This window comes from Planctomycetaceae bacterium, assembly GCA_039680605.1.
Lineage (GTDB): Bacteria > Planctomycetota > Phycisphaerae > SM23-33 > SM23-33 > JAJFUU01.
On sequence record JBDKTA010000058.1, the window covers coordinates 12,915 to 27,494 of the forward strand.

Annotated in this window: 18 protein-coding genes; 3 read left to right on the top strand and 15 right to left on the bottom strand. The window is 63.4% G+C overall.

The features are described from left to right. Positions 1-39: 39 nt before the first annotated feature. Positions 40-1,902 carry an MFS transporter gene (locus ABFD92_17510; protein MEN6506336.1) on the top strand — a complete coding sequence of 621 codons (1,863 nt, stop codon included), beginning with the start codon at positions 40-42 and terminating at the stop codon, positions 1,900-1,902. Positions 1,903-2,099: 197 nt separating this feature from the next. On the opposite strand, the gene ABFD92_17515 is transcribed toward ABFD92_17510, so the two are convergent. The 5 genes from ABFD92_17515 to ABFD92_17535 form a co-directional block, all read right to left on the bottom strand. Further along, positions 2,100-2,654 (bottom strand): hypothetical protein, encoded by a 555-nt coding sequence (locus tag ABFD92_17515; GenBank protein MEN6506337.1) that lies wholly within the window; start codon positions 2,652-2,654, stop codon positions 2,100-2,102. A gap of 2 nt (positions 2,655-2,656) precedes the next feature. Beyond that, positions 2,657-3,793 (bottom strand): FAD:protein FMN transferase, encoded by a 1,137-nt coding sequence (locus ABFD92_17520; GenBank protein MEN6506338.1) that lies wholly within the window; start codon positions 3,791-3,793, stop codon positions 2,657-2,659. Continuing rightward, positions 3,780-4,121, bottom strand: a complete 342-nt coding sequence (gene queF, locus ABFD92_17525) for a preQ(1) synthase (protein MEN6506339.1) — start codon at positions 4,119-4,121, stop codon at positions 3,780-3,782. Before queF ends, ABFD92_17520 begins: the two co-directional genes overlap by 14 nt. Before the next feature lie 135 nt (positions 4,122-4,256). Further along, a complete protein-coding gene (locus tag ABFD92_17530) occupies positions 4,257-4,478 on the bottom strand; it encodes a type II toxin-antitoxin system HicA family toxin (GenBank protein MEN6506340.1) in 222 nt (73 codons plus the stop codon). Then, complete coding sequence (locus tag ABFD92_17535) at positions 4,475-4,693, bottom strand: type II toxin-antitoxin system HicB family antitoxin (protein ID MEN6506341.1); 219 nt, start codon at positions 4,691-4,693, stop codon at positions 4,475-4,477. Before ABFD92_17535 ends, ABFD92_17530 begins: the two co-directional genes overlap by 4 nt. 114 nt (positions 4,694-4,807) lie before the next feature. On the opposite strand from ABFD92_17535, the gene queC reads away from it, so the two are divergent. Continuing rightward, positions 4,808-5,557, top strand: a complete 750-nt coding sequence (gene queC / locus ABFD92_17540; GenBank protein MEN6506342.1) for a 7-cyano-7-deazaguanine synthase QueC — start codon at positions 4,808-4,810, stop codon at positions 5,555-5,557. Between the two features lie 263 nt (positions 5,558-5,820). On the opposite strand, the gene ABFD92_17545 is transcribed toward queC, so the two are convergent. Further along, positions 5,821-6,000, bottom strand: a complete 180-nt coding sequence (locus tag ABFD92_17545; GenBank protein ID MEN6506343.1) for a hypothetical protein — start codon at positions 5,998-6,000, stop codon at positions 5,821-5,823. A gap of 17 nt (positions 6,001-6,017) precedes the next feature. Beyond that, positions 6,018-6,524, bottom strand: a complete 507-nt coding sequence (locus ABFD92_17550; GenBank protein ID MEN6506344.1) for a metal-dependent transcriptional regulator — start codon at positions 6,522-6,524, stop codon at positions 6,018-6,020. 184 nt (positions 6,525-6,708) lie between these two features. On the opposite strand from ABFD92_17550, the gene ABFD92_17555 reads away from it, so the two are divergent. After that, complete coding sequence (locus ABFD92_17555; GenBank protein MEN6506345.1) at positions 6,709-7,950, top strand: CCA tRNA nucleotidyltransferase; 1,242 nt, start codon at positions 6,709-6,711, stop codon at positions 7,948-7,950. A gap of 126 nt (positions 7,951-8,076) precedes the next feature. On the opposite strand, the gene ABFD92_17560 is transcribed toward ABFD92_17555, so the two are convergent. From ABFD92_17560 to rpmF, 8 genes are all read right to left on the bottom strand, one after another. Then, a complete protein-coding gene (locus ABFD92_17560; protein MEN6506346.1) occupies positions 8,077-8,607 on the bottom strand; it encodes a hypothetical protein in 531 nt (176 codons plus the stop codon). Positions 8,608-8,640: 33 nt separating this feature from the next. Continuing rightward, the gene (fabF, locus tag ABFD92_17565; GenBank protein MEN6506347.1) at positions 8,641-9,891 is read right to left on the bottom strand and encodes a beta-ketoacyl-ACP synthase II; all 1,251 of its coding nucleotides are present in this window, start codon (positions 9,889-9,891) and stop codon (positions 8,641-8,643) included. 21 nt (positions 9,892-9,912) lie between these two features. Then, a complete protein-coding gene (acpP, locus tag ABFD92_17570; GenBank protein MEN6506348.1) occupies positions 9,913-10,158 on the bottom strand; it encodes an acyl carrier protein in 246 nt (81 codons plus the stop codon). A 135-nt stretch (positions 10,159-10,293) separates the two neighbouring features. Next, positions 10,294-11,055, bottom strand: a complete 762-nt coding sequence (fabG, locus tag ABFD92_17575; protein MEN6506349.1) for a 3-oxoacyl-[acyl-carrier-protein] reductase — start codon at positions 11,053-11,055, stop codon at positions 10,294-10,296. Positions 11,056-11,128: 73 nt separating this feature from the next. Further along, on the bottom strand, positions 11,129-12,073 hold the full coding sequence (gene fabD / locus ABFD92_17580; protein MEN6506350.1) for an ACP S-malonyltransferase: 945 nt from the start codon (positions 12,071-12,073) through the stop codon (positions 11,129-11,131). A gap of 137 nt (positions 12,074-12,210) precedes the next feature. Next, positions 12,211-13,203, bottom strand: a complete 993-nt coding sequence (locus ABFD92_17585) for a beta-ketoacyl-ACP synthase III (GenBank protein MEN6506351.1) — start codon at positions 13,201-13,203, stop codon at positions 12,211-12,213. Beyond that, positions 13,203-14,210, bottom strand: a complete 1,008-nt coding sequence (plsX, locus tag ABFD92_17590) for a phosphate acyltransferase PlsX (GenBank protein ID MEN6506352.1) — start codon at positions 14,208-14,210, stop codon at positions 13,203-13,205. Before plsX ends, ABFD92_17585 begins: the two co-directional genes overlap by 1 nt. Before the next feature lie 3 nt (positions 14,211-14,213). After that, positions 14,214-14,399, bottom strand: coding sequence for a 50S ribosomal protein L32 (gene rpmF, locus ABFD92_17595; GenBank protein MEN6506353.1), 186 nt, complete (start codon positions 14,397-14,399; stop codon positions 14,214-14,216). Positions 14,400-14,580 lie beyond the last annotated feature (181 nt).

Genomic DNA, 14,580 nt, shown 5'->3' on the forward strand with positions numbered 1-14,580 from the left:
CGCACTTCCCGGAGCACCATCTTGTGGAAAGGACGAACCTTGTCAACCGCAGCCCTTGGCGCCCCGCGATCGCTCGAACGCAGCGGGCATGAGAAGTTCCTGTTCGTGGCGTGCTTCGTTTCGCTGGTGGCGACCTCGGTGGCATTCGTCATCCGCGGGTTTGTCATCGGCGAGCTGGGCAGGACGTTCAATCTCAGCCCCACGCAGCAGGGCGAGATCATCGGTGCGGGCTTCTGGCCTTTCGGCATCAGCATCGTGCTGTTCAGCCTGATCATCGACCGCGTCGGCTACGGCAAGAGCATGATCTTCGCCTTCTTGTGCCATGTGGCGTCGGTGGCCCTGACGATCTTTGCGACCTCGTACGAACACCTGTACCTGGGCGCCTGCCTGTGCGGGCTGGCGGCAGGAACGATCGAGGCCGTCATCAACCCCGCCGTGGCGACGATGTTCCCCAACAGCAAGACCAAGATGCTCAGCGTCCTGCACGCGGCGTGGCCGGGCGGCATCGTGCTGGGCGGGATCATCATCCTGTCCATGGGCGAGGCGAAGACTCTGGATATCGGCTCGTGGACGGTGCAGGCCTGGCAGGCCAAGGTCGCCCTGCTGCTGGCGCCCACGATCGCCTACGGACTGTTGATGCTGCGGGCGAAGTTCCCCGTCAATGAGCGGGTGGCCGCCGGCGTGCCGTATCGCGACATGCTCAAAGAGGCCGGCGCCCTGGGCGCCCTGATCGTGCTGTACATGATCATGAAGGAGATCGGGCGCGTCGTGTTGACCCACATCGCGATCCTGAACCAGAAAGCGTTCCCGGTCTTTTCCATTCCGTTGACGTGGGTCGACGTGATCGTCTACGGCGTGATCATCGTCTCGGTGGTCTCGTACCTGATCTACACCCGCTCCCTGGGCCGGGCCATGTATATCTTCCTGCTGCTGGTGATGATCATGCTGGCGATCACTGAACTGGGAACCGATGGCTGGATCTCGGAGCTCCGCGACCCGGCGATGAGGAAACTGGGCATGAAGGGCGGATGGATCCTCATCTACACCGCCACGCTGATGATGATCCTGCGATTCATCATCGGCCCGATCGTCAAGGTGCTCAAACCCCTGGGCGTGCTGCTGGGCGGGTCGCTGTTCGCCGCGGCGGGGCTTTATCTGCTGTCCGACGCCTCGGCCGCCTGGTGGATTCTGCTGACAGCCACCATCTATGGAATCGGTCAGGCGTACTTCTGGCCGGTAACGCTGGGCGTGGTGGCCGAGCGTTTTCCCAAGGGTGGAGCGTTGACGATCAATGCCATCGGCGGCATGGGCATGCTGGGCGTGGGGATCATCGGCGGACCGCTGCTGGGATGGATCCAGGACTCCAGCATCGAGAAGAATCTCAAGAACGAAACCGCCATTTACAGCAAGTACATCGACACCCCCAAGACCAGCTTCCTGGGCGAGTACCGCCCGCTCAACGCCGAGCAGGTCAAGCTCCTCAAAGACAAAGTCGATCTGGCCGGCCGCCCCGACGCCGGAAAACCGGACAAAGACTACCGCGACCTCGTGGCCCGCAGCTACAAGCCCTTTGCCCAGGCCAAGAAGATCGAAAACCCGTCGCTGGAACAGATGATCCAGGTGCTTGCCGAAAAAGATATGATCATCTCCGGCGCCGGACTTGACGCGGCCAAGGCCGACCTGGCCAAGATCACCGAGGCTCAGACCATCGGGAAGCAGGATGCCATGAAACAGATCGCCCTGCTGCCGGTCATCATGGCGCTGTGCTACATCGGCCTGATTATCTACTTCCGAACCAAGGGCGGATACAAGGCCGTCGAGTTGACCGCCAATGGGGAAACCGAAGTCGTACCCACGCTCAGGCGCGAATTAGCCGACGAGGCCGCAACGCCCAGCGAATGAGGTCGGACAGGATGGATCCTCAGGCCCCGGCCGCTTCGGCGCCGGGGCCTGTTTATTGCGCTCAATGGGCTGGGTTCACCGCAGAGGTCGCCGAGAACGCGGAGAAGCAATAATGATCGATCACGCGGATGCAGGAAAGAGCGGCTTATTTCCCATCCTGATTCCCTGCGGCCTCTGCGGCCTCCGCGGTGAATCCATCAACGTCCCTGGCGGCGGCGCAGGTCGACGCTGGTGTAGATAGCCGATATCACCGCGGCCAGAAATACTGTCGCCCCTACGACCAGCACGCCCACTCGGGTCTTCCTGGCCTCGAACCCGGCGATATCCTCTTGGCGCTGCCGCTCGATGGCCGCCAGGCTCTGCTCGATTTCCTGTGACGTGGGAGGCCGCGTCGACGGCTGCGTTTTCGGGGAAGCCGATCGGCCCGGCGGCGCGTAAGGCGCCGAGGCGCTCTGCGTGTCCGGCTGCGTTGTCGCCACCTTCACGTTCAGGATGTGATATTGCTGGCTCACCCAGCCCATGTAGATTCCAAGACCGGCCATCAAACCCAGGAGCGTTCCGTAGAGGACGCCTCGTTTGACGCTGGTTGAGCGCCTGGCAAGAAAGCCCGCCGCCACGCCCATGATCGCCACGGCAGGATAGGGATTGGAAAAACCGTGAAAGCCGATGTACCCCATCGCCAGGAAGCCCATGGCGGCAAAGAAGCCGCGCCGGATGCGCCGCAGCGTGTCGGTGTTGTCCTTGTCGGCCATCGTCACGGTCCTTCCGGTCGCGTCGCGGCGGCGGGCAAGGGGGGCAAGGTGATGGGATCCGCCAACAGCCGGAAGAATCCGCTGGTGGTGACAATCTGCTCCTGGGACGTGCCCGTCACGATCATGGCCTCGGTGTCCTCTTGGCTTTCCAGAAGCGCCAGGCCCGCCGGACCCAGCACGCTCAGGGCGGTCGACCAGGCGTCGGCCTCGGCGCCGTCGGCGGCTATCACCGTTACCGAGGGATAGGTATCGACCGGCCGCCCGGTTCGCGGATCGACGATGTGGCTATAGCGTTTGCCCTGGATCTCGACGAAGCGTTCGTAGTTGCCGCTGGTGGAGACGGCGCCGCCGGTCAATCGCAGAGTTCCGATCGTCTGGGCGTTCTCGTCCATGCCGCGATGCCAGGACGGGTTGCGGATGCCGATGTGCCAGGGCCCGCCGCCTTTGGACTGACCGAAGCATCGCATGTTGCCCCCGACATTGACCAGGCCGCCGCGCACGCCGTGGGTCTGCATCGCCTTGGCCGCCTGGTCGGCGGCGTAGCCTTTGGCAATGCCGCCCAGGTCCACCCCGTCGCTGGCAGCGAGCTTGACCGCCCCGCCCGCCTGGAGGGAGATCTTGTCCCAGCCGACCTTCTTCATCGCCGCGGCGATCTGCTCGTCGGTGGGCAGGCGTTTCTCCTGGGCGCACTGCTTCCAGAGCGTCACGATCGGGCGGCAGGTCGGGTCGAAGGCCCCGCCGCTGCGCCGGGTCATCTCGCGCGCAGTGCGCAGCAGGGTCATGATCTCGGGTGAAAGCGGCACCACTTGCCCCACCGGCGCGGCGTTGAACTGCGACAGTTCCGACTGCGATAGGTAGACGCTCATGAGCGCCTCGACCTGGCGCAGAGCCTTGAGCGCGTCGATCATCGCCTGATTGATCGCTTCCTCGTCGCCAAAATCGCCCGTGGCGGTGATCTCCGTCACCGTGCCCATGATGCTCTCGTCCCGCGTGGTGCGCGAGATCATCTCGTGCCCTTGCGCGGCACGCCATCCCGACCAGATCAGCGCCACAAGAATCACCAGCGTCGAAGCTACAGCCGCAACGCGCCAAAAGGCCCCGCTGCCTTGCCCTGTGCGATACGGTTCAGGATAGCTCATGTGTCGCCGTCACGATCGTGTGCATGCCCCCGCGGGGCGTGAATGTGCCTGTCACCGTCATCCGCCGCGGGCGCAGGGCCTCGACCAGGTCGTCCAGGATGCGGTTGATCACGTCTTCGTAGAACACGCCCTGGTTGCGGAACCCCTGCAGGTACAGCTTGAGGCTCTTGAGCTCGACGCACAGGTCGCCGGGGGTGTACTCGATCTCGATGGTCCCGAAATCCGGCTGACCGGTCTTGGGACAGACCGACGTGAACTCCGGCGCCACGTGGCGCACAACGTACGCCCGCCCCGGCCGCGGATTACCGAACGTTTCAAATGTCGCCATCTTGCTTCTCCCGATAGCGCCCCGCCGCTCCAGCGGCAAGGACCCGGTACATTCACAGCTTACCGCGTTTGGCAAGGCCCTGCAATGCAGGCGCGCAGGGAAGAAGCGTGTGTCCCGGTGAAGCCTACCGCCCCTTTACAATGAAAGGAACTGCTGCAATGTCAGGTCGCAGTCTCGCAGAATTGCCCGCGTAAGCCCCGGCCCGAGATCTTCGCCGGCATGCACTGGGACAACTGTTGCTCTGCCGTCAGAATGACGCAGAAAATGGTGGCTGCCCCGAACTCGAATCACTTCAAACCCCGCCCTTTTCAAGATTCGGATCACTTCCCGCCCACGCAATCGGGGCATCTTGCTCATGATTCCACCGCGACCCGCTGCACTCCAACAAATTCATGCACTTCATCTTCGGTATCTTCCTGCGCCTCCAAACAAACCGCAATGGCCTCTCGGACTCGCTCGAGCAGCTTGTCCATAGACTTCGCCTGCGTGTGGCAGCCTTTGAGCTCCGGCACCGAAGCCACAAGCCAGCCTTTCTCATCCTTCTCGATGATTACGCTAAATTCGCGTCGCATGGAAAACTCCTTCATGAACCATTATAACAAATCGTGCGCCGTCACGCGGTAGCCCAATCTCGCATCCATGCGGCTTGTACCATCAGAAGTGCCTCGCTATAGTTCGCACTGACCATGAAACGCACTCAACCACCCAAACCCGCTGTCGTGCTCCTGTCGGGAGGGCTCGACTCGGCCACCACGCTCGCCGTGGCAGCCGATTCCGGCTTCGCCTGCCACTGCCTGAGCTTCGACTACGGCCAGCGCCACCGCTTTGAGCTCCAGGCGGCTGCACGCGTGGCCGCGGCGCTCAAGGCCGCCGACCACCGCGTCGTGAAACTGGACCTGACCGCCGCCGGCGGGTTCGGCCACAGCGCCCTGACCGACGCGATCGACGTGCCCAAGGACCGGACCGGGCCGCAGGTGGAATCCGAAATCCGCAATCCCAAATCCGCAATTCCCGTCACCTACGTTCCGGCCCGCAACACGATTTTCCTGAGCATCGCATTGGGGTTCGCCGAGGTGACCGGGGCGTTCGATATCTTCATCGGCGTCAACGCCGTCGACTACAGCGGCTACCCCGACTGCCGAAGCGAATTCATCGCCGCCTTCACGCGCCTGGCGAACCTGGCCACCGCGGCGGCCGTCGAAGGGCGAGGGCAGTTCGCCATCCACGCCCCGCTGATTCACATGAGCAAGGGACAGATCATCCGCACCGGCCTGGCGTTGGGCGTCGATTACTCGCTGACGCATAGCTGCTACGACCCGTCACCCGACGGCGCCGCCTGCGGCCGCTGCGACTCCTGCCGCCTGCGCCTGGCAGGATTCAAGCAAGCCGGGGTCAGCGACCCACTGACATACGTGACCGCTGAAGATTCCGGATGACGTTGCGCCCTGGGGAATCTGCCCCAACATGTTTTAAGCCCTGAAAGGGCGAAACATCATCGTGTGCCGCCCTTTCAGGGCTGGGACCGGAGGTGCGACCTGACCCAGGGCTGCGTCACTCGCTTCGCTCGCGACTGCGCCCTGGGCTGACGAATTGCAGGCCTTCGGCCCGCAGGTTGCGAGCGCGGCGGGACATGAAGAAGTAATCCGCAATCCGAAATCTGAGATCCGCAATGAGATTGGGCGCAGTCCGCGCTGTGACCTCAGCGACGGATTTGATCTTCGGAGGCGTTGTTTGGATCTTGCGACTGGTGACTTTCGCGTGGGAACACGCGCCGGTCGCACCCACACCCTCCCTTGCCCTTGCCCGCCAGCAGGATGCGATAGATCGCCGCCGCGGCCAACAACACCAGCACGGCGCCGATTGCGATATCCTGCCACATGGGTGCAGACTCCGCTGCTAAGAGTTTTTGTCGGCCTTACAGTCTTTGCAGTGCTCGGGGTCCTGGCGGCGATTGCAGTACTCCAGGAACTCCTGGACCCAGTCGGGCCCGGTGCGCGGGCAGTGCTCGATGAACTCGGCGAAGCTGCGCAGGCGCTCGAGCAGCTCGGCGTCGACGGCGTGTTCAAGGCGACAGGCATTGGCCTCGGCCGAGGCGGCGCTGACCCCCAGCACGCCGATGAGAAACCGCCTCAGGAACGTGTGAGTTCGCGTGATCTGCTGGGCCACTTGCTCGCCGGGCCCCGTCAGGGTGACCACCTCGTACGGGTCGTAATTCACCAGCCCGCGGGCGGAGAGGTTCTTCAGGGCCGCAGTCACCGAGGGCATGCCGACCTTCATGTGGTCGGCGATGTCCCGCACCCGGGCGACCTTGTTGCGCTGCACGAGCAGGCAGACCGCCTCAAGGTAATCCTCCTGCGAAGCGCTCAACTCGTGTTCGCCCGCCGATTTGTTCTTGGCATTCAAGGCTGGATGGTCCCATTGCGACGCACAGCGCGCCTGTGCAAAGTATAAGGCAAAACTCCTGATCCCCATAGCACTTTTGCAGGGCGACGGCGGCGACTCGCGCGGCGCCAGAGGACGCCAAACGGGCAAGCCGTCAGGCCGAGCCTTTTCATGGATGCGGTCCGCCGGTAGAATCCGTGTACACATGGCGAAACCCGCACCACGAGAAACCGCGATCTGGGTCGTCCAGCGCCTGGTCGAAAGAGGCTTCCAGGCGCTCTTCGCCGGCGGGTGCGTGCGCGACATGCTGCTGGAACATCCCGTCTTCGACTACGACGTCGCCACCAACGCCACCCCCGACGACGTGCAGAAAATCTTCCCCCGCGTGCTGCTGGTCGGCGCCAAGTTCGGCGTTGCCATGGTGCTCCACCGCGGCCGCAAGGTCGAAGTCACCACCTTCCGCTCCGATGCGTCCTACAGCGACGGTCGCCGGCCTGATGCGGTGACGTTCACCAGCGCCCGCGAAGACGCCCAGCGCCGCGACTTCACGATCAACGGGATGTTCTACGACCCGCTCAAGGATGAGCTGATCGACTACGTCGGCGGGCAGGACGACCTGCGGCGGCGGATCATCCGCACCATCGGCCGGCCCGAGCAGCGATTCGGCGAGGATTACCTGCGCATGCTGCGGGCGGCGCGGTTCTCCGTGCGATTGGGTTTCGCCATCGAGAGCGAAACAGCACAAGCCATCCGCGTCCTGTCCGACAAGATCACCGCCATCAGCGGCGAACGCATCTTCGAAGAGCTCAGCAAGATGCTCGTCCGAGCGTCAGCCGCCGAGGCGATGGACCTGCTGATCGACTTGAACCTGGCGCAGCATATCTTTCCCGACGAGCTGACGGCCGACGAGTCGCGCCTGACGCGAGCGCGGCAGCGGTTGGCGAAAGTCGCGCCAAAGAAAAACGTCACGCTGGCGCTGGCGGCCCTGCTGGCCGAGACGCCGCCCAAGGCCATCCGCGCCTGCGTGCGCCGCTGGGGCGCTTCGAATGAACTTCGCGATGAATTGAGCTACCTGGCCGCCCGCGTGGACGGATGGCAAACCGCCGCCGACACGCAATTGGCCGATTTCAAGTTCCTCATGGGCAGCCCCTACTGGCCACACCTTCAGGCCCTCTGGCACGCGCAGGAAAAACTCGTCACCGGCAGATTCGACCAAGCCAAACGCATCGCCGACCGCGCGACGGCCGTCAAGCCCGAAGCAGTCTGTCCCCCCGCCCTGATCACCGGCGCCGACCTGCACGCCCTGGGCGTGACGGACGGCCCCACCATGGGCAAACTCCTCCGCCGCCTCTACGAGGCGCAGCTCAACGAAGAATTTTCAACCCGCCAGGCAGCGATGGAACAAGCGCGGCGACTGACGGAGGAAATGCAGGAGAGGGAAAGTTAGCGGCGGAGCTTGCTCCGCGCGGTTGTTGAAGGGGGATAAACACGTTGAACAGTCGTCTTCGCTCTGCGAGCTACGCCGGACAAGAGTTCGACCGCTAATGGAAGAACACTTCTTTCTTCGCGCTGGCTACTGGGCTTGGTAGTCATTGCGGTCTTTGGATTTTTCGGCGAGCTTTTTGACTTTGAAATATCTGCCCATTGCTCCGAGGCCTATAGCGACCAGCACAATCCCAAGCACAAGCAAGAAAGCCGGAAACATCGTATCGGACTTTTGTGAATCCACGCGGCTCATCCAATACACGGAGCCAACGATAATAATAATCCCCAAGAACTGGAAACCGAGCGCTCTTCTGGCAAAGGCCCGCAAACGTGCAGAACCTTCGGCCGCCATGACTGTGTCAAAATAGGACATTAGCTTCTGGACATCTTCGGTAAGAGAGTCAAACTCCAGCCTTGTGCTGCCGACCCGAACAAACAGTCTCTTTTGCGGAGCAGAACCTAGCGGGATAATCATATTTTCTGCCAGATTGGGACTACATGTAGCCATGGTCTTTCCTAAAGCGTTGACCAAGACCACTTCCGACTCAGAAATGTCCAGGAACCAAGTTTCCCCTTTATAAACGCCCTTGTCGCAATGAATAACAATGCGATCCTTCACGCACATTCCCTTCTGTCCCTACACCCGGTTCCCTTACTCAAACCGCTTGATGATCAGGCAGGCGTTGTGGCCGCCGAAGCCGAAGCTGTTGGACAGCATGTACTGGACCTTCTTCTGGCGGGATTGATTTGGGATATAGTCCAGGTCGCAGCCTTCGCTGGGGTTGTCGAGGTTCCACGTGCCGGGCAGGACGTTGTCCTGCATCGCCTTGCAGCAGGCCACCAACTCCGCTCCGCCGGAGGCCCCGAGCATGTGGCCGGTGAGGCTCTTGGTCGAGGAGACCATCAGGCCGTTCCTGGCGTAATCGCCGAAAGCCTTCTTGATCGCGACGGTCTCGGCCATGTCACCGAGTTCTGTGCTGGTGCCGTGGGCGTTGATGTATCCGACCTGGTCGGGGGCGATGGCGGCGTCTTCCAGCGCCAGGATCATTGCATCGCACGCGCCGGTGCCTTCGGGCGATGGGGCGGTAATGTGGTAGGCGTCGCACGTGGCGCCGAAGCCCACCAGCTCGGCATAGATCTTCGCCCCGCGGGCCCTGGCGTGATCGAGCGTTTCGAGAATGACCACGCCGGCGCCTTCGGCCAGCAGGAACCCGTCGCGGTCCTTATCCCACGGGCGCGAGGCGTGGGCGGGGTCGTCATTGCGGGTGGACAGCCCCTTGAGGGCGCAGAAGCTGGCCAGGCCGATCTCGGTCAGGGCGGCTTCGCTGCCGCCGGTGATGACCACGTCGGCGGCGCCGCGCTGCAGCAGGGCCATCGCCTCGCCGACGGCGTTGGCGGCCGAGGCGCAGGCGGTGACGGTGGCATAGGACACGCCGGTGAGCCCGTAGAGGATCGAGATCGTTCCGGCGGCGGCGTTGCCCATCATTTTGGGCACCGTCAGGGGGCTGACGCGGGTGACGCCGCGGGCCATCATGATCTCGTGCTGTTCCTGCAGGGTCATCAGCCCGCCGATGCCGGTTCCGATGATGCAGGCATAGCGGCGGGCCTTGGCGGGGTCGAAGGCGATACCGCTGTCGCGGACGGCCTCGATGGCCGCGGCGGTGGCGTACTGGGTGAAGGGGTCCATGCGCCGTGCTTCGCGCGGGTCGACCAAGTCGGTGGGCGGACCGGCCCAATCGACGATCTGCCCGCCGATGCGGGAGGCGAAGGGCGCGGCGTCGAACCGCGAGATCGGGCGGATGCCGGTTGTTCCCTCCAGCAATCGCGCCCAGAACAGCGGCACGTCATGGGCGACCGGATTGACGGTCCCCAGCCCAGTGATGACTACGCGGCATCTGGACATCGAATGCCTGATCCACAGGCTCTAGGCCTTGTTGGAGTTCTCTTTGATGTAGTCGATCGCCTGGCCGACGGTCTGGATCTTCTCGGCTTCTTCGTCGGGGATGCTCAGTTCGAACTCATCTTCGAACTCCATCACCAGCTCGACGGTATCCAGAGAGTCCGCGTTGAGGTCGTTGACGAACGAGGTTTCGCGCGTGATTTCGCTCTTGTCCACGCCCATCTGTTCGGCAACGATGTCTATGACCTTATCTTCGATTTCGTCTGGCACTTTCATTCTCCTGCAACAACGACCTTAGGATTCACCCACCGCCGCCAGGGCTGGCGAGGGTGCGGTACTATAGCGTGACGATCAAACTCATGCAATACCAATTCCGGGCGATTACTGTCAAGCCGCAACGCGAATTTACGTGTGCATTCCGCCGTCGACGCTGAGCACCTGCCCGGTCATATAAGCGGAATTCTCCGACGCCAGGAACGCCACCGCGCGGGCGATGTCGCCGGGGGTGCCCATGCGCTCCATCGGAATCATCGCCAGCGCCATGTCCTTGGCCTGCTGGGGAAGCACTTCGGTCATCTCCGTGGCAATGAAGCCCGGAGCCACCGCGTTGACCCGAACGCTGCGCTTGGCCAGTTCCTTGGCCGCGGACTTCGTCAGGCCGAGCATGCCGGCCTTGCTGGCGGCGTAGTTGCCCTGCCCGCGGTTGCCTTCCAGCCCGCTGTAGCTGGACATGTTGACGATGCTGCCGCAGCGCTGGCGCATCATGACGCGGGCGGCGGCCCGAGTCCCGTAAAAGGCGCTGGTGAGGTTGACCTTGAGCACCAGGTCCCACTCCTCGTCAGTCATCATCACCACGATGTTGTCGCGCGTGATCCCGGCGTTGTTGACCATGACGTCGAGGTGGCCGTACTTCTCAGCCACCGCGTCGACCATCGCCGTCATGCCGGCCGAGTCCGTCACGTCCTGAACGCGGGTTTCGAGTTTGTCGCCGGGGTTGCCCAGGGCCTCGGGCAGTTGCCCCAGCAGGTCGGCCTTGAGGTCGACGGCCACGACGGTCATGCCCATCTTGAGCAGTTCTCGGGCGATCTCGCGTCCGATGCCGCGCGCGGCGCCGGTGACGATGGCGACCTTCTGATTGTCGGGGGTTGCAGCTACGGTTTTTGCCATTATTTTCACCTTGTTTCGTGGTTTCTCCGCTTGCCCAACACCGGCGACGCCGCAAGCGGCGGAGGAACCATACCTATGCGTTTGCGGTCAATTGTTCTACCGCGTCAGGGGCGTTGACGCAAGTGATGGGCAGTTTTCTGTCGATTCTCTTTGCCAGCCCGGCCAGCACCCGCCCCGGTCCGATCTCGTAAAACGCTCCGGCGCCCTGGGCGATGAGGTACTCCATGCACTGCTGCCAGCGAACGGGCTGGACAAGCTGCGCCAGCAGTTTTGCGGGGATCTCTGCCGCCGAGGCGTACGGGCGGGCGTCGACGTTGGACAGCACCACGCAGGTCGGATCTTTGAACGGCACGTCCAGAAGGGTTTGGGCGAACGTTTCCGCCGCCGTGGCCATCAGCGAGCTGTGAAAGGCGCCCGCCACGTCGAGCGGTACGGCCATCTTGGCTCCGGCGGCGGGCGCCATTTCGGCGGCGCGGCGGCAGGCGCCGATCTGACCGGACAGCACGATCTGTCCCGGGCAGTTGAAGTTCGCGCAGACCAGCACCTCGCCCTGGGACGCCTGGAGGCACAACGACTCGGCCTGGGGCTCGTCCATCCCGATCACGCTGACCATGCCCGAGGGCACAAGCGTGGCGGCTTGCTGCATCAACCGCCCGCGCTGGGTGACGAGCTTGAGTCCGGTTTCGAAGTCCATCGCGCCGGCGGCATAGAGGGCGGTGTATTCGCCCAGGCTCAAGCCTGCGGTAAACGTTGGCACGAACGTCGCCGCCTGGGGGCCAAGCTTCTGGGCGATCGCCGCGCTGACGGCCACCGACATGGTGAAGATTGCCGGTTGGGCCACGTCGGTGCGCGAGAGCTCTTCCTTGGGTCCTTCGAAGCAGAGCTTCATCAGCGGCAGGGCGGAGATCTTCTCGGCCTGCTCGAAGATCGCACGGGCGGCGGGGTACTTCTCGCAGAGGTCCTTGCCCATCCCGACATCCTGGGCGCCCTGTCCTGGATATAAAAAGGTTGTATTCATATTCAATCCGGATTCCTTTGGTGTCGTAGCTGGGGGTTTGAATAAGCCGCTGAGGTCGCCCAGGACGCTGAGGAAGAAGTTATTTTATCTCCTTTATCCTCAGCGTCCTGGGCGACCTCAGCGGCTCTATTTCATTGTCAGAGCCGCACGACGGACCCGCCCCAGGTCAGCCCGGCTCCGAAGGCCACCAGCAGCAGCGTCGAGCCCGGACCGATCAGGCCCTTCGACGCCGCCTCGGCCATCGCCAGCGGGATCGACGCCGCCGACGTGTTGCCGTAGCGGTCGATGTTCATGTAGATCTTGTCCATGGGCAGGTCGAACTTCTCTGCCGCCGAGGCGATGATCCGCGTGTTGACCTGGTGGGGGATGACCATGTCGATGTCGGCGACCTTGAGCCCGCACTGCTGCATGCAGTCGCCCAGAAGCCACTGCATCTTCTCGACGGCGAACTTGTAGACCTCGCGTCCGCGCATCTTGATGTAGTGCTCGCCGGCGTCGATGGTCTGGTGCGTGGCGGCCTTGGCCGATCCGCCGGCGGGGATGTGGATGAAATCCCAGCCCGACCCGTCGGTGTGCAGGACGTTGTACATCACGCCCTTGTCGGCGGCGTCGGAGGCCTCGAGAATCACCGCCCCGGCGCCGTCGCCGAAGAGGATGCAACTGCCGCGGTCTTTATAGTCGGTGTAGCGGCTCAGGCAGTCGGCCCCGATCACGAGCACGCGGTGGTAGAGACCGTTCTCGATGAACTGGCAGCCCGTGGTCAGCGCGAAGATGAACCCGCTGCAGGCGGCCGACAGATCGAACGCCGGAACGTCGGTGGCGCCCAGGGCGTTCTGGATCATGCTGGCGCTGGAGGGCAGGAGCATTTGCGGGCTGACGGTGGCGCAGATGATCAGGTCCAGGTCGGCGCCGGTTTTTCCGGCGTTGGCCAGGGCCTTGCGGGCGGCGTCGACAGCCAGGTCGGTGGTCGATTCGCCGTCGGAAACGACGTGGCGCTCGCGGATGCCCGTGCGCTGGATGATCCATTCATCGCTGGTCTCGACCATGCGTTCGAAATCGGCGTTGGTGAGAACCTTGGCAGGAACGGCATAGCCCATGCCTGTCACCACTGCGCGGCGGGACTTGCCCATTATGCTTCCTCGGTGCTCTTGCAGAGCTCGGTAATCTGCTCGTTGACCTGGCGTCTGGAAAAATCGCCGGCCACACGCACGGCGTTCTTGATGGCGCGGAAATCGCTGGCGCCGTGGCAGATGATGCAGATGCCTGCCACGCCCAGCAGGGGCGCGCCGCCGTATTCATTGAAGTCGAACTTCTTGGCCAGGCCCGCCCCGGCGGCCTTGATTTTGTCCAAGTGGTCGGGCATGACCATGGCGATCTCTTTGAGCACCGACTTGATGACCCCGGCGGCCATGCCCTCAATCAGCTTGAGCACGACGTTGCCGACGAAGCCCTCGCAGACGACCACGTCGACGGTGCCGCGGAAGACGTCGCGCCCCTCGACGTTGCCGATGAAGTTGACGCCCCGGTCGGCCTTCATCAGTTGGCGCGTGGCCTTGACCAGCTCGTTGCCCTTGGCGTCTTCCTCGCCGACCGACAGCAGCCCCACGCGGGCGTTCTTGACCGAGCAGATGGCGTCCATATAGATCGACGCCATGATCCCGTACTGCAGCAGGTGCAGCGGGCGGCACTGGATGTTGGCGCCGACGTCGCAGACGGCCACGGGGTTGTGGCTGGTCGGCACGATCACGGCGATGCCCGGGCGGTGTACGCCCGGAAGGCGGCGCAGGTTCATCTGCGCTGCCGCCACGAAGGCGCCGGTGTTTCCCGCCGAGATGCAGGCCTGCAGCTCGCCGTCGCGGTGCATCTTGGTCATCACGGCCAGCGAGCTGTCGGGTTTGGCCCGCAGCGAGGTGACCGGGTGCTCGTTCATGGTGATGAACTGCGAGGCGTGGCGGACGTCGACCCACTGGTCCCAGTCGGCGACGCCCTCGGTCTTGAGCTGGGCGCGGATGGCGTCTTCCTGCCCGACGAGAACGACGCGGTCGCCCGGCGCGAGCAACTCGCGCGCCGCCAGAGCGCCGCGGACTTCCTCGACCGGGGCATGATCGCCGCCCATGGCGTCAATACCGATCCGCATGGGCTAGCTCTCCTTTTCTTCGACCTCGAGTTTGAGCCCTGCACGCACGTACCCGCAGTTGCTGCAGGCGGCGTGGGGCAACTTGGGGGAATTGCACTTGGGGCAATCCGCCAGGTTGATCGGACGAAGGGCGTGGTGGCTGCGGCGCTTGCGCGTCCGCCCTCGGCTGAGTTTATATTTAGGGAGCATATCCTGACCTTCCATCTGCGCAGGACCCGGCCGGTGCGGCCGACTTGCCCGCGCAATTTAAGAAACGCAAGAAATTAGTCAGTCCTGACCGCTTTGTCAAGACAATCCTGATTCCCCGCACCTGTTCATTTTTCACAACGCTTCTATTACGCCCGCCCAGGGTGGCATGGCGACACGCGTT

Excerpts from the sequence above, each read along its gene's own strand:
- ABFD92_17530 (MEN6506340.1), bottom strand. The coding sequence starts at position 4,478 with ATGAGCAAGATGCCCCGATTGCGTGGGCGGGAAGTGATCCGAATCTTG.
- ABFD92_17520 (MEN6506338.1), bottom strand. The coding sequence starts at position 3,793 with ATGAGCTATCCTGAACCGTATCGCACAGGGCAAGGCAGCGGGGCCTTT.
- fabF (MEN6506347.1), bottom strand. The coding sequence starts at position 9,891 with ATGTCCAGATGCCGCGTAGTCATCACTGGGCTGGGGACCGTCAATCCG.
- ABFD92_17545 (MEN6506343.1), bottom strand. The coding sequence starts at position 6,000 with ATGTGGCAGGATATCGCAATCGGCGCCGTGCTGGTGTTGTTGGCCGCG.
- fabG (MEN6506349.1), bottom strand. The coding sequence starts at position 11,055 with ATGGCAAAAACCGTAGCTGCAACCCCCGACAATCAGAAGGTCGCCATC.
- queC (MEN6506342.1), top strand. The coding sequence starts at position 4,808 with ATGAAACGCACTCAACCACCCAAACCCGCTGTCGTGCTCCTGTCGGGA.
- rpmF (MEN6506353.1), bottom strand. The coding sequence starts at position 14,399 with ATGCTCCCTAAATATAAACTCAGCCGAGGGCGGACGCGCAAGCGCCGC.
- ABFD92_17535 (MEN6506341.1), bottom strand. The coding sequence starts at position 4,693 with ATGCGACGCGAATTTAGCGTAATCATCGAGAAGGATGAGAAAGGCTGG.
- ABFD92_17555 (MEN6506345.1), top strand. The coding sequence starts at position 6,709 with ATGGCGAAACCCGCACCACGAGAAACCGCGATCTGGGTCGTCCAGCGC.
- fabD (MEN6506350.1), bottom strand. The coding sequence starts at position 12,073 with ATGAATACAACCTTTTTATATCCAGGACAGGGCGCCCAGGATGTCGGG.
- plsX (MEN6506352.1), bottom strand. The coding sequence starts at position 14,210 with ATGCGGATCGGTATTGACGCCATGGGCGGCGATCATGCCCCGGTCGAG.
- queF (MEN6506339.1), bottom strand. The coding sequence starts at position 4,121 with ATGGCGACATTTGAAACGTTCGGTAATCCGCGGCCGGGGCGGGCGTAC.
- ABFD92_17585 (MEN6506351.1), bottom strand. The coding sequence starts at position 13,203 with ATGGGCAAGTCCCGCCGCGCAGTGGTGACAGGCATGGGCTATGCCGTT.
- ABFD92_17515 (MEN6506337.1), bottom strand. The coding sequence starts at position 2,654 with ATGGCCGACAAGGACAACACCGACACGCTGCGGCGCATCCGGCGCGGC.